We start from the raw sequence: 19,487 nt of genomic DNA on the forward strand, positions 1-19,487 counted from the left end.
ATGTCATTTGTCAGATGTCGTAATAATGTGAAGCTTTTTCTCTTCCTGCAAAGCATGCCTGATGGAGCATAGCAGCACTATGTGACTGAAGGAATAACCAAGTCAGGAAATGAACAGGGCGAGCAGAATTAGACATCTGAGGCATGACAGGACACTAGAAGTAAAGGAGCATCAACATGAGCAACTCCGGCAATCAGCTTTTCACCCCTTTTAAACTCAAGAACTTCACTTTAAAAAACAGAATCGGTGTCGCCCCCATGACCAGAATGTCAGGTGGTGAAACATCCATCCCCCGTCAGGACGTTCTGGATTTCCTGGTGCGCAGAGCAGAGAATGGTTCCGCCATAGTATACACCGAAGCACTAGTAACTGATTTTGAGAGTGCTCAGGGGTATCCCGGACAAGCAAGAATTACAACCCAGGCACAAATTGATGCATGGAAACCAGTAGTCAAGGGAATCCAGCAAACAGGTGCTATTGCCGTTATGCAACTTTTCCATTGTGGTCGAATGGGCTGGCCTGAAGTCAATCCTGCGCGCAGACTCATTGCTCCAAGCCCCATTGCTCCAGCTCAAGATAATCCGCTTACGGGTACTCCTTATCCTGTCCCTGAAGAGATGACACAGTTTGATATCGATCACGTAATCAATGGATTTGTAGAAACAGTAAAGGGTGCTGTTGCAGCAGGATTTGACGGGATTGAAATTCATGGAGCACATGGATACCTGATAAGTCAGTTCCTCTCTGAGTACTCAAACACCCGAACTGATAATTATGGTGGCACTGTAGAAAACAGATATCGCTTTACGCATGAAATTCTCCAGGCTGTAAGGAAAGTCATTCCTGAAGATAAGCTTCTGTTATTCAGACTCTCAAACTGGGGCGTAGCTGACATGGAGGTATCACTCTTTAAAAACGCAGCAGAATGGCAAAGTGTTATCCAAATGTTATCAGCAGAGCCAATTGATGCGCTTTCCGTATCTACCTATGATTTTCAGCAAAAAGCATTCGAAACACAAATGACAATGAGTGAACTCACTCGCACCTCAACCAATCTGCCTATTTTACTCTGCGGGAAAATTTACAACCGCCAGACAGCAGAAGAAGCTCTTGAGCATGCTGACATTGTACTCTTTGGCAAATCCGCACTTCTCAACCCTGACCTTGTAGAACAACTAAAAACAGACAGTGACCTGAAGTGTTTTAGTTCAGAAGATGCAAATATCGCCTACACTGACACACCTCTGCCATGACACAACCAGAGACTAGCCATTCTCAGAATGGCCGCGTAGCTGAGGTTAAGGATACCTTTTAATTTATGAGTTGACCATGAAACGATCTTTACCCGGCAGCGTAAGTTATCTTACGCTGCCGATCACTTATGCGTACGTTATGTTTCTTACTGTTCTCATTCTGGCTGGCTGCTCAGCTAATAACATTACAGAAGAAAAAATCAGAGAATTTATCAGCAATGCAGAAATTGCAATAGAAGAGGGCAATATCAGAAAAGTAGGTAACCTTATTGATGACACGTACAATGACAGCAGAGGACGAGGTAAAAAGGAACTGATTCAGTATGTCACCTATCAGGTCTTACGAAAGCGTTCCATTCATCTGTACACCTCAATAACATCCATATCGTTTCCTACCCCAGATACCGCTACAGTCCAGCTCTATGCTGCGATGACAGGCGTACCCGTGGAAAGCACGAGAGCTCTCCTTGATATGCGTGCTGATATCTATACATTCGATTGCACTCTTACACTGCATGATGAGAACTGGGTCCTTTCATCTGCATCATGGGAACCTGCATTACTTGAAGATCTACTGCCTGAATAATAACACGACCACGCACCACACTGCCCTGCACAATCCACAGCCAAACCATCTGAAGTGATACAAATTCTCAGGTCCTACAAGATATAGAAATCATAAGCACATTCTCCAGAGCATTCGCACTCACTGGAGTATGTGCATTTATTGGTAGAATTCGAAGGCATATTTTTGATACACTCTATGTATGCGCTGCTGATGAGTGTAATTTTCATATACCGACCTTCACCTTCCGCACAGGAAGTACGAATCAAGTACACTTCAGCAGAAATAATGACCTTGAGTACACGTTTTCCTCATTGATCAGTAACACCAGCATGGAGATGATTGCCATGTCGAATATATCAGAGTATTTGACCAATATGTGGATGATGCCTGTCGCACTGATCATCCTAACCACCCTCTTTATCATTACTACCTGGCTATTTGCAAGGTATTACAAAACTACCAAGTTTGGCTCGGTGTTTTTTCCCTTTCTACAAAACCAGCAAACCAACGGTGTTCAATTCAAAAATGATATTCGTCAATTAGAACGAATTGAGGTTGAAGGTATCCGCGCAGATATTTCTGATGGTATATCATCCTACAGTGGACTGATTACCAATATATCGACATTGGGATTATGCTTGAAAGATGTACCGGCCAACATGTCTACGTCCCGATCATTTCTTTCGGTTGTCATACGTGGAAAATCAGAGGAATACAGGATTGTGGCGAGACCGCGCTGGGAACAGATACAAAGCAATATGGGAAAAACTGTAGGTGCAGAGATTGCCAGTTCCCCGAATAGCTGGAACGACTTCGTACTCTCTCTTTAGAATATGAAAACAAAAAAGGGTTACAGCCATAATGACTGTAACCCTTGAAATTTGCTGGCGGGGCTGACGAGACTCGAACTCGCGACCTCCGGCGTGACAGGCCGGCATTCTAACCAACTGAACTACAACCCCAATCATGACACTTGACGTGGTGGGCGACACAGGGCTTGAACCTGTGACCCTCGGCTTGTAAGGCCGATGCTCTCCCAACTGAGCTAGTCGCCCGTCGTCAGCGTGAGAGACTATTTACCAACTTCACCCGAACTCGTCAAGCAAATATCTTCACTTTTTTAATATTCTATTCAACATTTTCAGCCCACCAAGACACTCCTTAAAAGGTAATTGAATTCTGACTTTTCATCTCCCTGTTATTCCGACAAACCTCTATTAGTCGTGTAAACCTTACCTGATTTTATATTATTACTACCATTTCAGGGATAGACAGATTTAAGGAATAATCCAGCATCACAGTCAATAAACACTGTGCTACCAAGCCATTGCTACATTTTATATGTACAAGAGGTAGTGAGAAGAAGAAAAATGCAGGAACATTCAGAGAATCAGACTTGTGGGATCACTATGCAACTGAAGAGACAAAAAAAAGGGTTACAGCCATAAAGACTGTAACCCTTGAAATTTGCTGGCGGGGCTGACGAGACTCGAACTCGCGACCTCCGGCGTGACAGGCCGGCATTCTAACCAACTGAACTACAACCCCAATCATGACACTTGACGTGGTGGGCGACACAGGGCTTGAACCTGTGACCCTCGGCTTGTAAGGCCGATGCTCTCCCAACTGAGCTAGTCGCCCGTCGTCAGCGTGAGAGACTATTTACCAACTTCACCCAAGCTCGTCAAGCAAATATCTCCAGTTTTTTTATTATGTCAGAAATAATTATAGAACGCAAAAATACTACTAAATAGATCTGTTCGTCCCGCCCTTTTCATCTCCCTGTTATTCCGGCAATCGAATATTTACTGAGGTTATTTGCTTGCCTCAAAGTGAAAAACAATTGCACCATCAAAATCCGACGCCTGCTTTACACTATCGCTAGCTAAATGCTTTTGAAAGAAAAAACAGAAAATGTTGAAAGAGTAAAAGCACGAAATGGCCACCTATATGTTCACACGCCAAAGATGTAACCAGCGGCTATATAATAAACACTACATAAAAGTTTATGATTAGCACTAATCTTCAGCTTGCAAAAGTGAGGAGAGAGGCGTGAGGTGTCGTAGATTGCCAAGTGGTGTTTTTTTTTAGATTCCCGTAATTTCATTAGTTGAGAAGAAGTCAGGAGCTTTGAGTTGTTACTCCTCACCCCTCTCTCCTCATTTCACTCAGCTGATCTTTGGTGGTAATCATATAAAGGCTTGAGGCAGCCTGGCATAACAACCACTCATATTGCTACACCTGAACATAAAACAATTAAAACGAACAACCTGTAGCTCGCTACACAGTTCAGATGAGATTTGTTGGCAAGATGCAATCAGGACGAATATCAACAGGTAGGCTGGAGATGATAGCAAAAAAGAAAGGAGATAAAAAACAAAAAAGGGTTACAGCCATAATGACTGTAACCCTTGAAATTTGCTGGCGGGGCTGACGAGACTCGAACTCGCGACCTCCGGCGTGACAGGCCGGCATTCTAACCAACTGAACTACAACCCCAATCATGACACTTAACGTGGTGGGCGACACAGGGCTTGAACCTGTGACCCTCGGCTTGTAAGGCCGATGCTCTCCCAACTGAGCTAGTCGCCCGTCGTCAGCGTGAGAGACTATTTACCAACTTCACCCGAGGGCGTCAAGCAAAATAATTAATGAGCTGAATTATGTTCCAACTCTTTTGCTTCAGCAGCAACCTCAGGAACGACAACTGGTTTAAGAACAGTTTCACCTTCTTTCAAAACAATCGCATGTTCAAGCACATTGTCCATATGCTCGACAAGCGTAATTGAAAGGCTCTTACGAATCTTGGCTGGAACATCATCTAAATCCCTCTCATTATCCTTCGGAATCAGGACATGAGTAATATTACCACGCTTGGCAGCAAGCAACTTCTCTGTCAAGCCGCCAATAGGCAGCACCCTGCCCCGCAGAGTGATCTCTCCCGTCATGGCAAGCTCATGCCTTACAGGAGCCTTTAACAGGGCTGATACAAGCGTAGTGGCTATGGTGATACCAGCTGACGGCCCATCCTTAGGGATGGCTCCCTCCGGCACATGTATATGTATATCAAGCTTCTGGTAGAAATCCGATTCCAGGCCAAGCATATCACCTCTTGAACGCACATAGCTGAGTGCAGCCTGAGCCGATTCCTGCATCACATCACCGAGTTTTCCGGTAATTATTAACTTACCGGCACCAGGCATGAGTGTAGCTTCAATCTGCAGCAACTCACCGCCAACTTCAGTCCAGGCCAGTCCGGTTGTAAGTCCAACCTCATCCTGCTCTTCTGCTAATCCAAATCTGTACTTTGGAGTTCCAAGGAATTTCAAAATAGACTGAGCACTAATACGATATTTTTTCTCAGGATCATTCCTCTTTAAGCGATCGCGCGCAATTTTTCTGCAAAGCGAAGCGATATTCCTCTCAAGATTCCTTACTCCAGCCTCGCGGGTGTAACGCCTGATAATTTCCAAAGTGGCCCCGTCGGTCATCTGGATATCGTCTGTAGCAAAACCGTTCGCCTCAACCTGCTTTGGTATCAGATACCCTTCAGCGATTTTCAGTTTTTCCTGCTCTGTATACCCACGGATCTGGATAATCTCCATCCTGTCCTGAAGCGGAACGGGAATACCATGAAGATTATTTGCTGTAGTAATAAAAAACACTTCAGAGAGATCGTAATCTATATCGAGATAGTGATCATTGAAGGCAGTATTCTGCTCGGGGTCCAATACCTCAAGAAGGGCCGAGGAAGGATCACCACGGAAATCCATGGACATTTTATCTACTTCGTCAAGACAGAATACCGGATTAGCCACATCCACCTTTTGCATAGACTGGATAATTTTACCAGGCATAGCGCCAATGTATGTACGCCTGTGTCCTCGGATTTCAGCCTCGTCACGTACGCCACCCAGAGAAAGTCGTGCAAACTTACGACCCATTGCCCGTGCAATTGAGCGGCAAATAGAGGTTTTACCAACACCTGGAGGTCCGACGAGACAAAGAATCGGTCCCTTTATCTTTTTCACCTGGGTCTGTACTGCCAGGTATTCAAGGATACGCTCTTTGGTTTTGGTAAGACCGTAATGATCTTCATCAAGAATTTTCTCAGCTTTAGCAATATCAAGCTGGGATTTGGACTTCTTCTGCCACGGCAGATTGACGATGCAGTCAATATAATTACGAACGACCGTCGTTTCCGCAGACATGGGAGGCATGTTTTTAAGCTTTTTCAGCTCTTTTACTGCTTTCTCCCTGGCAAGCTGCGGCATCTTTTTCTTCTTGATTGTCTCTTCGAGTTCACCCATCTCATCAAGACCATCTTCGCCCTGCCCCATCTCGGTCTGGATCTCCCTGACCTTCTCGCCCAGATAGTAATTACGCTGGGTTTTCCCCATACGCATTTTCACCTTTGCGTTGATGCTCTTTTCAAGCTCGGCAAGTTCGATCTCGCGATGAATAACTTCCAGGACCTTTTCTATTCGTACAACTATCTCATCACACTCAAGAATTTCTTGCTTCTCATTAGCTTTAAGTGGCAAATGGGAGCAGATAATATCAAGCAATTTCACTGGTTCTTCGATGGCTGCAACAGACTTGACTACCTCTTTGGCAATCTTTTTATTGCCTGCAGCATACTCTTCGAAAAATTTGCGTAGTTCACGCTCATACGCAACAATATCACCAGTTTTTTCTATATCATCAGACAGCTCTTCGACTTCCGCCTGAAGGAAATTATCGTTGGGAACATATGAGACGATTCTAGCTCTGGAACGCCCTTCAACAAGAGCTTTAATTGTTCCGTCAGGAAGACGGAGCAACTGCATTACAGATGCAAGAGTTCCATAGGTGTAGATTCCATCCTCTTCAGGATCATCTACTGTAGAATCTTTTTGCGTGACCAAAAGAATTTCGGTACGCTTCTCCATTGCATCTTCCAGGGCAAGGATCGACTTCTTCCGACCTACAACAAGCGGTGCGACCATGTGCGGGAAAATTACAATATCCCGCAACGGCATGAGCGGATAGAGCTTAGTCACAAATTCTCCTTTGTATATAAACCGACCTGAACTACAGCCGGGTTAAGCAGTCTTTAATTTATCTTCAGAACCATTTTGATACAGAACAACAGGATATTCGCCATTTACAATTACCTGCTCAGAAATTACACATTCCTGTACATTTTCTTTTGAAGGCAGATCGTACATCACATCCAGCATGGCAGCTTCCATTACAGAGCGAAGACCACGAGCACCTGATTTACGCTCGAGAGCCTTTTTAGCAATAGCAAGCAAGGCACCTTCAGTAAATCTGAGCTGTATTCCATCAAACTCAAAAAGTTTCTCGTACTGTTTGGTCAGAGCATTTTTAGGCTCACGAAGAATCTTAACCAGATCATCTTCCTGAAGTTCCTGCATTGTCGCAATAACAGGAAGTCGTCCAACAAGTTCAGGGATGAGTCCAAACTTCAGAAGATCTTCAGGCTGAACAGATGCAAGCAATTCACCAAGTTCCTTCTTAGCCCCGCCCATAACTTCAGCACCAAAACCGATCGATTTCTGCCCCTGACGCCTGTTAACAACGCTGTCCAAGCCAACAAAAGCACCACCACAAATAAACAGAATATTTGTAGTATCAACTTTTACAAGTTCCTGCTGAGGGTGCTTTCTGCCACCTTTAGGAGGAATTGAAGCAACTGTGCCTTCAATAATTTTCAGCAGAGCCTGTTGAACACCTTCACCAGAAACATCACGAGTCAGTGAAGGACTGTCAGATTTTCTGGCGATTTTATCGATCTCATCAATATAAATAATACCGCGCTCAGCTTTCTCAATATCATAATCGGCAGCTTGCAGAAGGTTGACAAGGATATTTTCGACATCATCACCGACATATCCCGCCTCTGTGAGCGTAGTCGCATCAGCCATACAAAACGGAACGTTCAGGATTCTAGCCAGGGTCTGAGCAACAAGTGTTTTTCCTGAGCCGGTTGGTCCAATAAGAATGATATTGGATTTCTGCAGCTCTACTGAATCGTCATCAACCGGAGCATCGATTCTCTTATAATGATTGTGTACAGCGACAGAAAGAACCTTTTTGGCATACTCCTGCCCTATCACGTAATCATTAAGATAGTCGTGTATTTCCATTGGCTTAAGAGATGACGCCACCAAAGAGTCTCCATCGTCTTCTGCATTCTCAAGCTCTTCAGAAACAATTTCATTGCACAACTCAATGCATTCATCACAGATAAATACATCAGGCCCTGCTATGAGCTTTTCGACTTCATCCTGATTCTTACCACAAAAGGAGCAATGACATTCCGGTTCATTGTTCTCAATATCACTCATGTTATTTATCCTCAGCTATCACGTCTCTGTTCACGATCACTTTATCAATTAAACCGTACTCTGCGGCTTCGGCAGCACTCATAAAGTTATCGCGTTCTGTGTCAACGGAAATTTTTTCGATATCATGCCCGGTATGGTGAGAAAGGATTTTATTCAGATCTTCACGCATCCTCAAAATTTCACGGGCGTGGATATCAATATCCGTTGCCTGACCCTGAAAACCACCCATTGGCTGATGTATCATGATTCTTGAATTAGGCAGAGAATAACGTTTGCCTGCAGTTCCTGCAGCAAGCAATAATGCTCCCATAGAAGCAGCCTGCCCGAGACAGAGAGTTGCAATGTCACACTTGACATATTGCATGGTATCATAAATTGCCATGCCAGCGGTAACAGAACCGCCAGGAGAGTTGATGTAAAATGTCACATCTTTCTCAGGATCCTCAGCTTCGAGAAAAAGAAACTGGGCAATTATAACGTTAGCGACATCATCGTTGACGCCTGAACCAAGAAAAACAATACGTTCTTTGAGAAGACGGGAGTAAATATCGTAGGCACGTTCGCCGCGGGGACTCTGCTCAACTACCATTGGGACAAGATTCATCGTCACACTCCTAAAATGGGACGACTGCAACGGGCGTGCGCCGGCTGCAGTCGTCAAAGTTATGTATAAGATCTGACGTGACGCTCTTCAATCAGCGACCAGATCAAATATATATCCATTCCCGGCAGAATGCCAGGAGGCTGTTAACTTTCTTCAGATTCTTCTTCTTTTTTCTCAGCATCTTCTGCAGGAACAGGTTTTTCAGCAACCATTACCGCCTGCTCTTTTAAGAAATGAAGAATTTTCTCGTTAAGCAACTCATTCATGAACGGGAGAAGATCGTCACGGCTCTGGAAAAATTCTTTAACCTTTGCAACAGTCATATTGTACTGATCGCCGATGCGTTTGAAGCCACGCTCCATATCCTCATCTTCGACCTTGATCTCTTCAACCTCACCAATCTTTTTAAGGATGAAATCACCACGTACACGCTTTGCAGCTACATCAGCATTCTGCTCTGCAAGCTTCTCTTTAGAGAGACCTGCAGCCTCAAGAGTGATTCCGCTCTGCTTAAGCTGATCTTCGGTCTGCTTGATCATCTGCTCAATTTCAAAAGCGACAAGTCTGTTTGGCACTTCAAAGTCGTGTGCTTCAAGCAGCTTCTGCATCAAACGATCTGTAATGATACCTTCAGCACTCTCTTCGCGCTCTTTGATCTTGCGCTCACGAATAGACTCTTTAAGGGCATCAATTGTCTCAAAAGACTCACTTACCTCTTTGGCAAATTCGTCATTAAGATCAGCCAGTACACGTTCTTTCACATCTTTAACGATGATTTTGAACTCTACTTTTTTACCTTTAAGAATCGGGTTTGGATGAGACTCGGGGAAATCAACTTCATGAGAAGCTTCTTCACCTTTTTTCATGCCAACAAGTTTTTCCTCAAACTCAGGTCCCATGCGGCCAGAACCGACATCAACACTGTAGTCTTCGTTTTTAACCTGCTTCATCTCGTTACCTTTGTGGTAACCCTGGAAATCAACGATGACAACATCGCCGTTCTGAATCTCGCGGTCATCTACTGAACGAAGCACTGCCATTTCTTTCTGAAGAGTAGCGATTTCAGCGTCGATTTCCTCTTCGGAAATTTCAACTTCCGGCTTTTCTACTTCGATACCCTTATACTCACCCAGCTCAAACTCAGGGCGGGTATCTACATTCGCGATATAAGTAAACGATCCATCTTCGTTGTAATTAACGCTGGTAATTTCAGGATGGGTAACTGCATCAATGTTCTCTTTCTCGATAACATCAAAATAAGTTTCCTGTACCAGTTTCTCACCAATTTCGCCTTCAACCTGCGGCTTATAGTTCTTAACAACGACAGATCTAGGCACTTTACCACGCCTGAAACCTTTCATCTTTGAGTCTTTTTTGAGCTTATCGTATTCAGCATTCAGTCTTGGCTGAACTTCACTTTCCGGGAGCGTAATAGTGAGCTTTTTGGTAAGAGCACCAACACCTTCAATGTTTACTTCCATCTGAGTCATCCTTTCGTTTTTGTTCCCTGAAGTCTATATATACGAGCCGAGCATACATATGCCCTGATTGTCATCAGGCACCTGCCATAAACGTCATCGGCTATCTGACTGCATGGATTATTGTTCGTACCGGGAAGAAGTCTTGCAAATCTGCTTGATCAGGAGATGGTGCGAGAGGGGGGAGTCGAACCCCCACACCGTAAGGCGCCAGATCCTAAGTCTGGTGCGTCTACCAATTCCGCCACCCTCGCAGCTCCTGATCGTACCTGGACATGCCAACAGTACGAAAATGTATTCAAGCCAGTTTCCCTCTAAAGCTCATTACAAGCAAGAAGAATACATAAGTATTTAATCTGAGACTTTGTAATTCACATCCACCGCCCAGTCAAGGCCGGACTTTAATCATTCTGCAAAGTGGCGCAAAAAAGTTGCTATAAATACCATTTCGGCGCTACACTTTCCACAATTATTTGAACATTCCCCTTCAAAAGATGTCTTTAGGGGGCAGAATCCAATAATTATTTGCTTTCTTGCGAAAAAGAATAACATTAGCTAAGGTTCTATTAAGGCCTAAGTAATCAACATAAAATAATAACTCATTTTTTTGAGGTACATATGAGATTAACACCAACCCTAGTCGCCTGCATGGCTCTGTTTCTGGGAGCCTCCCCGGCTCTATCCGAGACTGTGGCTCAAGCAGGTCGTGACCAAAACGTTGAATGGCAGGTACGGTCCAGCTGGCAACTTGACAGTAAACCTATCGATATTGTTCATTCTCTCGACGGCAACCGTGTTTTTATACTTGACGCTCAGCAACGAGTCCTCATCTATGATAACAAAGGCGAATTACAGGGAAGAATGCCCGTAGGTGAAGGTGTAACAGCTATTGATATCGCTCCACAAGGAGAAGCGCTTTATCTCATCGACGAAAAGGCCAACAGCTTCACCAGTCTTCAACTCAGCTTTGTCCATGATATAGATGTTACAGGCTCCCCTTTCAAAGGAAAGGCGGATGCTCCGGTAACGATTGCCGTGTTTACGGATTTCGAATGACCTTACTGTGGCAAAATTGAGCCACTACTCGAGCAGGTGTTCGAGAACAACAAAGAAAACGTCAAGCTGGTATTCAAAAACATGCCACTTTACAAAATTCACAAAATGGCAGATGCCTCTCACAGAGCTGCAATGGCAGCAGGGATGCAAGGAAAATTCTGGGAATATCATGACAAGCTTTTTGCTGCTAAAAAACTCAGTAATGATCTTCTCGACTCTACAGCTAAAGAGCTGGGCCTCGATCTGGACAAGTTCAAAAAGGACATGAATTCTAACACCGTCCGACAGCTAATTCGTAAAGACCTTACAGATGCCCAGAAAGCCGGTGTCACCGGAACGCCATCTGTATTTATTAATGGAAGAGCTCTCACTCAAAGATCTGTGCAGGGATTTCAGAGTCTGATTGATGAAGAACTGGCACAATCCAAAGAAGGTAAATAGTATATTAATGAATAATCAGTGTGTAAGCCAGGAACTGGCATTTGATGACAACCAGGCAGTCATCAGCTTGTATGGAGATCTCAACAGAAATCTACAGCTTATCGAGAAAAGCTCAGGAGTAAAAATCAGTGCTCGCGGAAACAACCTGTCTGTTTCCGGCAATCAGCACGATGTTGATATTGCATGCGAATTACTTTCGCAGCTCTATGACCTCATTGGAAAGGGCTATCCTGTATACAGCTCAGATTTCGCTTTTGGCATTCGCATACTCGAATCAACCCCCAATGCCAGCCTGGCCAAGATTTTTCTGGATAAAGTATATGTCACTACACAAAACCGTGTCATATCACCGAAAACCCGGAACCAGAAAATTTACATTGATTCTATTCGCACCAATGATGTCGTCTTTGGTATAGGACCAGCTGGCACCGGCAAGACCTACCTTGCCGTTGCCATGGCTGCATCTGCCCTGGTTACAGGTCAGGTTCGCTCAATAATACTGACCCGTCCAGCCGTAGAAGCCGGAGAAAAACTTGGATTTCTTCCCGGCGATCTCGCCCAGAAAGTAAATCCTTATCTCAGGCCTTTGCACGATGCGCTCAACGATATGGTTGGCGCTGAAAAATGCCAGGATCTCATTGAGAGGGGTGTTATTGAAATAGCACCCTTAGCTTTCATGCGCGGCAGAACACTGAGCAACGCGTTTATAATTCTTGACGAAGCTCAGAACACAACCAGAGAACAGATGAAAATGTTTCTCACACGGGTCGGTTTTGATTCGATGGCTGTAATAACCGGCGATATTACCCAGGTTGATTTGCCCAACAAACATCACTCAGGTCTTCTGGAAGCGCAAAAACTGCTAAAATCGATAGAGGGCATTTCTTTTTGCAGCTTCTCCAAAGATGATGTTGTACGGCATCCTCTTGTGCAAAAAATTATCCACGCCTACGAAACAAAACAGGATAGCAACACCGACTAAGTAAAAACGGTAATTCCAAAAAATTACAGCAATGTATTCAACGTAACTCATTCATAACAATATATCTGCAACTCCAAACTGCCATGCCAGTAGACATATCCGCCCACTACACTCTGGATAGCCACCCGATCAGTCACAAAAAACTTGAGTTGCTGACCCGGTGGTTTATGAAACAACTTGAAGTGACGAATCACACCGTCTCTCTTCTGCTCGTCGACGACGAGGAAATCCGTTGGTTAAACAGTCAGTATAGAAATAAAGACACAGCGACAAACGTCCTTTCTTTCGCACTGACTGAAGGCGAAGCTGATACCCTCGACTTTCTGCCAATCAACGAACTTGGAGATATAATTATATCTCTTGATACCGCGTTGCGGGAATCCATCGAATTCGGCCAGTCTCTTCAATACAGGATGAGTTGGCTCATATTACACGGACTGCTGCATCTCTTAGGCCACGACCATGAACGCTCTGAACAGGAAGCCGAAGATATGTATGCAAAAGAGCAGGAGCTCTTAAAACGATTAGAACATTACAGGAGACATATAATGCCGCAACTTGCTATTAATGTTGATCATGTTGCTACAGTCCGGCAGGCCCGCGGAACTACTGAGCCTGATCCGGTTACTGCCGCAGGTATCTGCGAACTTGCTGGAGCATCCGGCATCGTGGTTCATCTGCGTGAAGACCGCAGACATATACAGGACCGCGATGTACAACTGCTCAGGCAAACTATAAAAACCAGAATGAACCTTGAAATGGGTGCTACCAAAGAGATGATCGGTATTGCCCAGAATCTTGTTCCCGATATGGTGACCCTTGTCCCTGAAAAACGACAGGAACTCACAACTGAAGGTGGTCTTGATGTTGTAGGCCAGCAGAAAAAAATTACCAAAGCTATTGAAAAGCTTAGTCAGAAAAATATCCCCGTTTCACTCTTTGTAGATCCGGATATCGAGCAGATAGCGGCTAGTCGTCAAGCTGGCGCAACCTTTGTTGAAATACATACGGGTCGTTATAGTGACGCTCTTTCAGATGAAGAGCGAGATCTAGAATTCACCTTGATTGAAGAAGCGGCCCAGGAAGCGTTTCAAATGGGGTTGCGCGTTAATGCAGGCCACGGTCTGGATTACATTAATACCGCACGGGTTGCGGCCCTGGATACCATAGAAGAGCTTTCTATTGGTCACGCGGTTATCAGCCGTGCAGTATTTGTCGGCCTTGATCAGGCTGTTCGTGAAATGCTTGCGATTGTTCAGCAGGCTAAAATGTCATTCTAACTCAATCAGCTTTACTACGTTCACCTGATTCATATTAGTCTGCACACAAACAGATAAAATATACAGCCTTGCAATGCTCTTCATAAATGCACCTGGAATCAACAGAGAATTAATACGTTAGAAATAAAATAACATTGTTTGTGAAAAAACTATGCAGAAAGACATGATTGACAATTGACAATCTTTAAACTGATGTGGTAAATACAACGTCGCGCCTGGGTGGTGGAACTGGTAGACACCCGAGACTTAAAATCTCGTGGGCCTTGCGCCCGTGCGAGTTCGATTCTCGCCCTAGGCACCAAAAGACAGAGGGCTTTCTGATTTGTAGTTAATCAGAAAGCCCTTTTCTTTTTTAGTAACACATACATTCTACACCTGCACATATCACATACAGACATATCACTCCCCGGCAGTCATTTTACCACGTTCCCAGGCCTGTACCGCACAGCGTATTTGAAAGCATCGCTAACTATAAAATTTCCTTGGGTACCTCGAAAAATTTATCTTTCCTGATGATATATCGATAATACTTCAGTATTATCACCCTTCTGCCTAACATACTCTGCGCTCGATATATTTTCATTAAATAGCATTTTTATCAAATTATTCGCTTAGCTCAAAAACAGACCTAGCGCCTTGATTTACAACTACAATTCACTTTTTCAACAAATTATTGCTCTTGAAATTACGTATATTTACCCATTTACAGAACAGTTCTAAAAATATAGCATAGTCAGTGGAGATAAGCAGTTAGGGTAATCCATTGTCAATGCAACTTTTAATGAGGAATAAAATGGATCGCACCGGAGAAGACGACGGATCAAAATTTCCGCCTAAAAGAAAATCGGAAAAGAGTAAACGCAAGACTGATACATTTACTTCAGAAATGCACTTTATCGTAACACGAAATAAACGAAACATCTGGCAGGATGATATGTATGACACTCCTCCAAACAGCGCAGACTTACCAGTCTTCAATTAATTGTCTGGCAATTCACAGGTCGCCTAAAAAACCAAAATCCCGGTTCTAGCATGAAACCGGGATTTTTTTGTTTTGATTACTGCATAATTACGACCAATTCATCAGAATCAGTCGATTTCAGAGCTGACAGTCACATTCGTTGATTCTCAAAAATCAGCTGAGATATTTTGCAATTTCACTCTCAGACAATCCGACAATTTCATCCAGCATTTCTTCCAGGTCCCCCTTTTCGCATGATTGCGCTACAGCAGCCACTACTGCTGACGACAAACCGTTGATGGTTCGTTTATCAAAGAGCGTCCGAAGTGCAATTTCAACTCCGAAGTAATTTTTTATACGAACAGCAACTCGTGTGGCAGCAAGAGAATGTCCTCCAATCTCAAAAAAATCGGCATTGACATCAGGGCATTCCATATGAAGAACATCGCACCAGATTGAGGCAATTGCTTTCTCGGTTGAAGTCCGGGGGGCAACCGGAAGTGAACAGCTTTTTACTCGATTTATAGGCATCTTACTCAGTTTTGTATAGTCGACCTTACCATTGATCGTCAGCGGAATAGCATCAATTTTCATGATACCTCCCGGCTGCATATACGGTGGTAAATATCTGCCCAGATGTTCACGCAACTCATTCTCCTCGATGACACTCTCTGCGGTATAAAAGGCGGCCAGGAAACTTTCGCCTGTTCCTTCAGGAGGATTGGAATATCCCAGTGTATTTAAAATGGAGTATGTGTTTGTCATATCAGGAGAAACATCAAGTTCGGCAAGGAAATCCTCCCTGGTCCGGTGACCAATGCGAACTTCCCAACTGCCCGGAAGTGCATAATTGTGAAATCCCCGTTCGCGTTGATGCACATAGATTCCTGCATCGTTAATTGCACAGTTCGTCGAACATCCGATTTCTTTAGGACTGATCCAAATCATGTGTTTCTTCAAATACGAAAAAATATCGGCCCGGGTAACATCACAGTAACGATAAAAATCGATAAATTCTATTTGTTCGAAAACATTATCCGTCGCAAACAAATCACCCGCCATGGTTCTCCGCACAGAATCATCCATGCGATGATACGCCTTACGAGCTTCAAGCACCGCGGCATCAATCCCGACATTATCAAATATTCCGCCAGAAAAGAGTTCGCCCAGCCGGGTTTCAAATAGTTGTCCCCGGGAAAGGCCGGTAACGATATATGGAATGTTTTTATCCTGTGCGGTTTGTATCGCTGCAGTATAGATGCTTTTGAAACACCCGTTACACACATTGCTGTATATTTCGAGGCTTTCGGAAAGAATACTGCTCATAGAAGGCGGGGTATGAATCAGGTAATCAACTCCGAGATGCGCCACTGCTGCTTTAATGTTCTGAATGGCACTTTCATACAGGTAGCCATTGTCGAGTGTGAAAATCAGTATTTTGTACCCCATCTCAACCAGCCTGCAGAGCATGTATGTGCTGTCTTTTCCCCCACTATATAGCACCAGAATATCGTATGGGCCGCTACCTTTTCTCATGACGGTTTTAAGATCGTCGAGTGTACAGAAGTAGCCCATTGCACGATCCTTATATGCCTTAAAGTCATTACATATACTGCATGCTCCCATTGTGTCGAAACTGATTCCCGGGTAGTTGGAAGGCATCCCGCAGCTGCTGCAGTGATGTAATTCTTTCTGATCGATGGGTATTTCGTCAATCTCCCGACAAACAACAGCTGCATTCTGTATAGCAGGATGCTCAAGGAGTCCTGATTCAATCTCTCCCGGTTCAACCCTGTACCCACGGATCTTTACCTGCCTGTCAACTCTACCAAGATAGGTGATTTTCCCGTCTTCTTCCCATCTCGCCCGATCACCAGTGCGATACAATCGGATTCCGGGATGGGTTGGACTTTCAATAAACCTCTCTGCAGTCAGTGCCTCTCTGCCGAAGTATTCTCTGGCGACTCCTATTCCACCGATACAAAGTTCACCGGAAACACCTATTGGAGCAAAATTCAGATTTCGATCAAGAATATAGATGACACTGTTGTCAATGGGACCACCTATAGAGACAGAGCCTGTTTTTTCTACTTCAGGATCATATTCATGTATCATACAGCCAACCGTTGCTTCGGTAGGCCCATATTCATTATAGATTGCCACCCTGCCTTGTGCCATTTTATGTGCTGCACTGGTCAACTCTACTTTCAGGTCTTCACCTCCCAGAATCAGACTATGAATTCGTTTTGGAGAAAATCCTTCTGCCAACACCAGTGCAAGATGGGCAGGAGTCAGCTTAACTACATCGACCAGATCATCAGCTATTACCCGAAGAATCACTGGCGCAGAATCGACATCATCATAAATCCGCACCACACCGCCGCTAATCAGCGGTACAAATAACGAAGTAACCGTCAGGTCAAATGCCAGAGAGGAAAAAAGAGGAAAATCTACAGCATTGCCATTACCGTACTGCCGAAGTGCCCAGGTTATGTAGTTCACCACACTCTGATGCTCTACCATAACCCCTTTGGGTTCACCGGTGGAGCCAGAGGTGTATATAATATAGGCTCCGTTTGATGGGGTGATATTACTGACGAATAATGTATCATCAACTGTGGTGTGATGGCGCTTCAGTATATCAGAACGAAGAATGACTGGCGAATCCTGCCCTTCAACCAACTCGGCTAAGGATTCACGGACTTTCCCTTCTCTCTTTTGATCAACAATGACAGAACGCATTCGACAGTCTTTAGCTACAAAGGCAGTTCGTTTGGATGGCCATACAGGATCCATTGGCACATAGACCCCGCCAGCCTTTAGAATCCCAAGCAATATGGCAAGCATCTCTGCTGATCGCCCCATACAGACCCCAATGCGATCCTCTTGCGTAATTCCGTTATCGAGCAAATACCGGGCGATCCGGTTTGCATCCGCCTCAAGCTCCTTATAGGTTTTGGATATTCCATCAACTTCAATTGCCGCCGGAGCATCCGGATGTGCAATGACCTGCGCTGAAAACAGCTCATGAATACACTGTTGCGGAACAGGAAATACACACCCCTTGCCTATACGGGTGAGATGGTCGTGTTCTCCGACAGGTAAAAGTGACAAACCATCTGCCTGCACATCTACATCGTTAACCACCTCCGTAAGAACGACCTGAAAATGACGCCAAAGTCTTTCAATAGTTGTACGCTCAAAGAGTGCCTTCTTATAAACAACATCACATTGAATTGAGTCATCAACCTCCCAGAGATACACTTCAACATCAAAACGTACTGTGCGTGTGCCTATCGGATAACTCGTGACAGTAAGTCCCTCCAGGGAAAGTTCTGCAATGGGGGCGTTCTGCATGATAACCATTATCTGGACCAGCGGCATCGCCTCATTGCTCCGCTCAGGCCGACTGATCTCTACTATTTTATCGTAAGGAATCTCCTGATGACCATAGGCATCCAGAGTAACATCCCGAACCCTGGTTATCAGCTCACGAACAGTAGGAGATCCTGACAGATCCAGACGAAGCGGTAAAGTATTGACAAAGAAACCGATGAGAGGTTCAAGTTCTGCTCGCTGCCGATTGGCGATTAGAGAGCCCAAAATGATATCATCACTATTGGCATACCTGCCGAAGACAATCGAAAAAGCGGTCAATAGTATCATGTAGGGGCTGGCCTGCAACTGACTGCTCACAGTGATAATCGATTGTGAAAGATGTGGAGAAAGCTCAGAATGAAATACATCCGCTTCATGAGAAGGCTCAGTGCTCGCAGGCGTCCTTGTTGGTAACAGAGGTACAATCGAGCTCTTTTCGAGTTTTTGCTTCCAATAGTATACAGATGTATCCCGCTGACCACTCGCCATTTCCTCCTGTTGCCTTCTGGCAAAAGCAGTGTATTGAATAGGGAGAGGATGTAGCGGTGAACCATGCCCTTCTATAAATGCACCATAGAGCGAGGCAATCTCATTGACCAGTACCCCCATCGACCAGCCATCCGAAACAATATGGTGCATAGTCAATAAACAAATATATTCAGTATCTTCAATCTGTATGAGAAGGATACGTGCCAATGGTCCCCTGGTAAGCTCAAACCGTGTAACAGCTTGCTGTTCGACCATGATTGAGGCCTGTAATTCACGATCCTCTTCGGCAACGGTTCTGAGATCTACATATCTGATGGGAATTTCCATCCTGGTATAAACCACCTGCTCCACACCATCTTCCCCATACCTGAAAATAGTACGTAGAACATCATGTCGTTTCACCACTTCCTGAATGCTTTTTTCAAAAATCGCTCTATTCAGGTTTCCCTTGAGTCGGAGCCCTGCCGGAATGTTATAAAGAATTTCGTCCGGATCGAATTGTTCGAGAAACCACAGGCGCTCCTGCGCAAACGACAGAGGCGCGATCAGTTGTATTGTCGATGCAGCATCGTCGCTACTCATATCGCTACAGTCCTTTGCAGGCAAGTGATCCATACATTCTGCTCCTTGTACTGAAGGTTGTG

The 19,487-nt window shown here is 44.5% G+C and carries 13 protein-coding genes and 8 tRNA genes; 9 read left to right on the forward strand and 12 right to left on the reverse strand.

From position 1 onward, the window contains the following. Positions 1 to 176 precede the first annotated feature (176 nt). The 3 genes from FCL46_RS14130 (at position 177) to FCL46_RS14140 (ending at position 2,651) form a co-directional block, all read left to right on the forward strand. On the forward strand, positions 177 to 1,253 hold the full coding sequence (locus FCL46_RS14130; RefSeq protein ID WP_136807616.1) for an oxidoreductase: 1,077 nt from the start codon (positions 177 to 179) through the stop codon (positions 1,251 to 1,253). A 76-nt stretch (positions 1,254 to 1,329) separates the two neighbouring features. After that, the gene (locus tag FCL46_RS14135) at positions 1,330 to 1,839 is read left to right on the forward strand and encodes a hypothetical protein (RefSeq protein ID WP_136807614.1); all 510 of its coding nucleotides are present in this window, start codon (positions 1,330 to 1,332) and stop codon (positions 1,837 to 1,839) included. 326 nt (positions 1,840 to 2,165) lie between these two features. Then, positions 2,166 to 2,651 carry a hypothetical protein gene (locus FCL46_RS14140; RefSeq protein WP_136807612.1) on the forward strand — a complete coding sequence of 162 codons (486 nt, stop codon included), beginning with the start codon at positions 2,166 to 2,168 and terminating at the stop codon, positions 2,649 to 2,651. A 55-nt stretch (positions 2,652 to 2,706) separates the two neighbouring features. On the opposite strand, the gene FCL46_RS14145 is transcribed toward FCL46_RS14140, so the two are convergent. From FCL46_RS14145 to FCL46_RS14195, 11 genes are all read right to left on the reverse strand, one after another. Then, positions 2,707 to 2,783, reverse strand: a tRNA-Asp gene (locus FCL46_RS14145). Positions 2,784 to 2,800: 17 nt separating this feature from the next. Continuing rightward, a tRNA-Val gene (locus FCL46_RS14150) sits at positions 2,801 to 2,876 on the reverse strand. A 416-nt stretch (positions 2,877 to 3,292) separates the two neighbouring features. Continuing rightward, positions 3,293 to 3,369 (reverse strand) — tRNA-Asp (locus FCL46_RS14155). A gap of 17 nt (positions 3,370 to 3,386) precedes the next feature. Further along, positions 3,387 to 3,462, reverse strand: a tRNA-Val gene (locus FCL46_RS14160). Between the two features lie 781 nt (positions 3,463 to 4,243). Further along, positions 4,244 to 4,320, reverse strand: a tRNA-Asp gene (locus tag FCL46_RS14165). Between the two features lie 17 nt (positions 4,321 to 4,337). Continuing rightward, positions 4,338 to 4,413, reverse strand: a tRNA-Val gene (locus FCL46_RS14170). Between the two features lie 56 nt (positions 4,414 to 4,469). Next, positions 4,470 to 6,842: an endopeptidase La gene (lon, locus tag FCL46_RS14175; protein WP_136807906.1), complete on the reverse strand. Its 2,373-nt coding sequence runs from the start codon at positions 6,840 to 6,842 to the stop codon at positions 4,470 to 4,472. A gap of 63 nt (positions 6,843 to 6,905) precedes the next feature. After that, positions 6,906 to 8,174, reverse strand: coding sequence for an ATP-dependent Clp protease ATP-binding subunit ClpX (gene clpX / locus FCL46_RS14180; RefSeq protein ID WP_136807610.1), 1,269 nt, complete (start codon positions 8,172 to 8,174; stop codon positions 6,906 to 6,908). A 1-nt stretch (position 8,175) separates the two neighbouring features. Further along, the gene (clpP, locus tag FCL46_RS14185; RefSeq protein WP_136807608.1) at positions 8,176 to 8,778 is read right to left on the reverse strand and encodes an ATP-dependent Clp endopeptidase proteolytic subunit ClpP; all 603 of its coding nucleotides are present in this window, start codon (positions 8,776 to 8,778) and stop codon (positions 8,176 to 8,178) included. Between the two features lie 143 nt (positions 8,779 to 8,921). Next, entirely contained in the window at positions 8,922 to 10,259 is a 1,338-nt protein-coding gene (gene tig, locus FCL46_RS14190; protein WP_136807606.1) for a trigger factor, read from the reverse strand. Between the two features lie 166 nt (positions 10,260 to 10,425). Then, a tRNA-Leu gene (locus FCL46_RS14195) sits at positions 10,426 to 10,510 on the reverse strand. 364 nt (positions 10,511 to 10,874) lie between these two features. Between FCL46_RS14195 and FCL46_RS14200 the strand changes: the two genes are divergently transcribed. The 6 genes from FCL46_RS14200 (at position 10,875) to FCL46_RS14225 (ending at position 14,997) form a co-directional block, all read left to right on the forward strand. Further along, entirely contained in the window at positions 10,875 to 11,312 is a 438-nt protein-coding gene (locus FCL46_RS14200) for a YncE family protein (protein ID WP_136807604.1), read from the forward strand. A 36-nt stretch (positions 11,313 to 11,348) separates the two neighbouring features. Continuing rightward, entirely contained in the window at positions 11,349 to 11,753 is a 405-nt protein-coding gene (locus FCL46_RS14205; RefSeq protein WP_167505881.1) for a DsbA family protein, read from the forward strand. A 7-nt stretch (positions 11,754 to 11,760) separates the two neighbouring features. Next, a complete protein-coding gene (locus FCL46_RS14210) occupies positions 11,761 to 12,735 on the forward strand; it encodes a PhoH family protein (protein ID WP_136807601.1) in 975 nt (324 codons plus the stop codon). Between the two features lie 83 nt (positions 12,736 to 12,818). Beyond that, a complete protein-coding gene (locus FCL46_RS14215; RefSeq protein WP_136807599.1) occupies positions 12,819 to 14,015 on the forward strand; it encodes a pyridoxine 5'-phosphate synthase in 1,197 nt (398 codons plus the stop codon). Positions 14,016 to 14,228: 213 nt separating this feature from the next. Further along, positions 14,229 to 14,316, forward strand: a tRNA-Leu gene (locus tag FCL46_RS14220). A gap of 492 nt (positions 14,317 to 14,808) precedes the next feature. Next, positions 14,809 to 14,997, forward strand: coding sequence for a hypothetical protein (locus FCL46_RS14225; protein WP_136807597.1), 189 nt, complete (start codon positions 14,809 to 14,811; stop codon positions 14,995 to 14,997). A gap of 153 nt (positions 14,998 to 15,150) precedes the next feature. Here FCL46_RS14225 and FCL46_RS14230 read toward each other — a convergent pair whose 3' ends face one another. Beyond that, positions 15,151 to 19,458 carry a non-ribosomal peptide synthetase gene (locus FCL46_RS14230; protein ID WP_136807595.1) on the reverse strand — a complete coding sequence of 1,436 codons (4,308 nt, stop codon included), beginning with the start codon at positions 19,456 to 19,458 and terminating at the stop codon, positions 15,151 to 15,153. Positions 19,459 to 19,487 lie beyond the last annotated feature (29 nt).

It is taken from the genome of Desulfosediminicola flagellatus, from assembly GCF_005116655.2.
Lineage (GTDB): Bacteria > Desulfobacterota > Desulfobulbia > Desulfobulbales > Desulfocapsaceae > Desulfopila > Desulfopila flagellata.

Excerpts from the sequence above, each read along its gene's own strand:
- FCL46_RS14130 (WP_136807616.1), top strand. The coding sequence starts at position 177 with ATGAGCAACTCCGGCAATCAGCTTTTCACCCCTTTTAAACTCAAGAAC.
- FCL46_RS14135 (WP_136807614.1), top strand. The coding sequence starts at position 1,330 with ATGAAACGATCTTTACCCGGCAGCGTAAGTTATCTTACGCTGCCGATC.
- FCL46_RS14140 (WP_136807612.1), top strand. The coding sequence starts at position 2,166 with ATGTCGAATATATCAGAGTATTTGACCAATATGTGGATGATGCCTGTC.
- lon (WP_136807906.1), bottom strand. The coding sequence starts at position 6,842 with ATGCCGTTGCGGGATATTGTAATTTTCCCGCACATGGTCGCACCGCTT.
- clpX (WP_136807610.1), bottom strand. The coding sequence starts at position 8,174 with ATGAGTGATATTGAGAACAATGAACCGGAATGTCATTGCTCCTTTTGT.
- clpP (WP_136807608.1), bottom strand. The coding sequence starts at position 8,778 with ATGAATCTTGTCCCAATGGTAGTTGAGCAGAGTCCCCGCGGCGAACGT.
- tig (WP_136807606.1), bottom strand. The coding sequence starts at position 10,259 with ATGGAAGTAAACATTGAAGGTGTTGGTGCTCTTACCAAAAAGCTCACT.
- FCL46_RS14200 (WP_136807604.1), top strand. The coding sequence starts at position 10,875 with ATGAGATTAACACCAACCCTAGTCGCCTGCATGGCTCTGTTTCTGGGA.
- FCL46_RS14210 (WP_136807601.1), top strand. The coding sequence starts at position 11,761 with ATGAATAATCAGTGTGTAAGCCAGGAACTGGCATTTGATGACAACCAG.
- FCL46_RS14215 (WP_136807599.1), top strand. The coding sequence starts at position 12,819 with ATGCCAGTAGACATATCCGCCCACTACACTCTGGATAGCCACCCGATC.
- FCL46_RS14225 (WP_136807597.1), top strand. The coding sequence starts at position 14,809 with ATGGATCGCACCGGAGAAGACGACGGATCAAAATTTCCGCCTAAAAGA.
- FCL46_RS14230 (WP_136807595.1), bottom strand. The coding sequence starts at position 19,458 with ATGGATCACTTGCCTGCAAAGGACTGTAGCGATATGAGTAGCGACGAT.